At 70.5% G+C, this 1,538-nt stretch carries 1 protein-coding gene; it reads right to left on the bottom strand.

The genetic code is table 11. The features are described from left to right. Positions 1-1,422: molybdopterin-dependent oxidoreductase (locus CCN72_RS41175; protein ID WP_244174663.1), on the bottom strand; the 1,422-nt coding region annotated here is incomplete at its 3' end. Between the last annotated feature and the right edge of the window lie 116 nt (positions 1,423-1,538).

Raw genomic sequence — 1,538 nt, 5'->3', positions numbered from 1 at the left:
GCCGCCCGGGCGGCCGATGTTGCCGAGGAGCAGCTGGAGGATGCAGGCGGTGCGGATGTACTGCACGCCCACCGTGTGCTGGGTCCAGCCCACCGCGTAGGCGAAGGCCGTCGTACGCTCCCGCCCGGAGTTCTCCGTGACCAGCTCGCACACCTGCGAGAACAGCTCCCGCGGCACCCCGCACACCTGCTCCACCATCTCCGGTGTGTAGCGGGCGAAGTGCCGCTTGAGCACCTGGAAGACACAGCGCGGATGCGTCAGGGTCTCGTCCCGCTCCGGCTTGCCCTCGCCGATCACCGCGCCGCCCGCGCCGTGCGCCTCGCCGCGCGCCGCCTCGGTCACCGAACTGCCGCCCCCGGTGCGCTCGTCGTACTCCTGGTCGCGTTCGCCGGAGGCCGCCTGCGTCTCCGTACCCTCGTACTGCCAGCTGGCGTTGTCGTAGGAGCGGGTCTCGCTGTTCAGGCCGGAGAAGACGCCCGACAGGTCCTCGGTGTCACAGAAGTCCTCGCGCAGGATCGTCGGCGCGTTGGTGTACGCCACGACGTAGTCGCGGAAGTACTTCTCCTTCTCCAGCACGTAGTTGACGATCGCGCCGAGGAAGGCGATGTCCGAGCCCGCGCGCAGCGGCACATGCAGATCGGCGAGCGCGCTGGTGCGGGTGAACCGCGGGTCGACATGGATCACCTTCGCGCCCCGCGCCTTGGCCTCCATCACCCACTGGAACCCGACCGGATGGCACTCGGCCATGTTCGAGCCCTCGATGACGATGCAGTCCGCGTTCTGGAGGTCCTGCTGGAAGGTGGTCGCGCCGCCGCGTCCGAACGAGGTTCCCAGACCGGGAACGGTGGAGGAGTGTCAAACGCGCGCCTGGTTCTCGATCTGGATCGCGCCGAGCGCCGTGAACAACTTCTTGATGAGGTAGTTCTCCTCGTTGTCCAGCGTGGCCCCGCCGAGGCTCGCGATGCCCATGGTGCGCCGGGTGCGGGTCTGGTCGACCTCCCACTCCCAGCCCGCCCGGCGGGCCGCGATCACCCGGTCGGCGATCATGTCCATCGCGGTGTCGAGGTCGAGGCGCTCCCAACCGGTTCCGTGCGGGCGCCGGTAGAGCACCTGGTGCTCGCGGGCGCCGCCGGTCGTCAGCTGGAGGCTCGCCGAGCCCTTGGGGCACAGCCGGCCGCGGGAGACGGGGGAGTCGGGGTCGCCCTCGATCTGAGTGACCTTCTCGTCCTGGACGTACACGTTCTGGCCGCAGCCCACCGCGCAGTACGGGCAGACGGACTTCACCACCCGGTCGGCCGAGGCCACCCGGGGCGTGAGCCGTTCACTGGCCCCGCTCTTCGCGGCGGCACCCCGGCCCAGCGGATCCGTCCCGGTGAGCTGGCGGTAGACCGGCCAGGAGTCGATCCAGGTGCGTACGCCCACGGCCACTCCTCCCACTCGTCGTCCCGATTGTCGCGCGGCGACCCGGGGACGGCATCTCGTGCGTCAGGGGCGGGGGGTACCCCCGGTCGGTGGGGGGAAACGACCTGGGCGGGACC

Source organism: Streptomyces murinus (assembly GCF_002154555.1).
GTDB lineage: Bacteria > Actinomycetota > Actinomycetes > Streptomycetales > Streptomycetaceae > Streptomyces > Streptomyces murinus.
The sequence above is the reverse complement of the archived record's forward strand: the minus strand, read 5'-3'. Positions and strand labels throughout refer to the sequence as shown.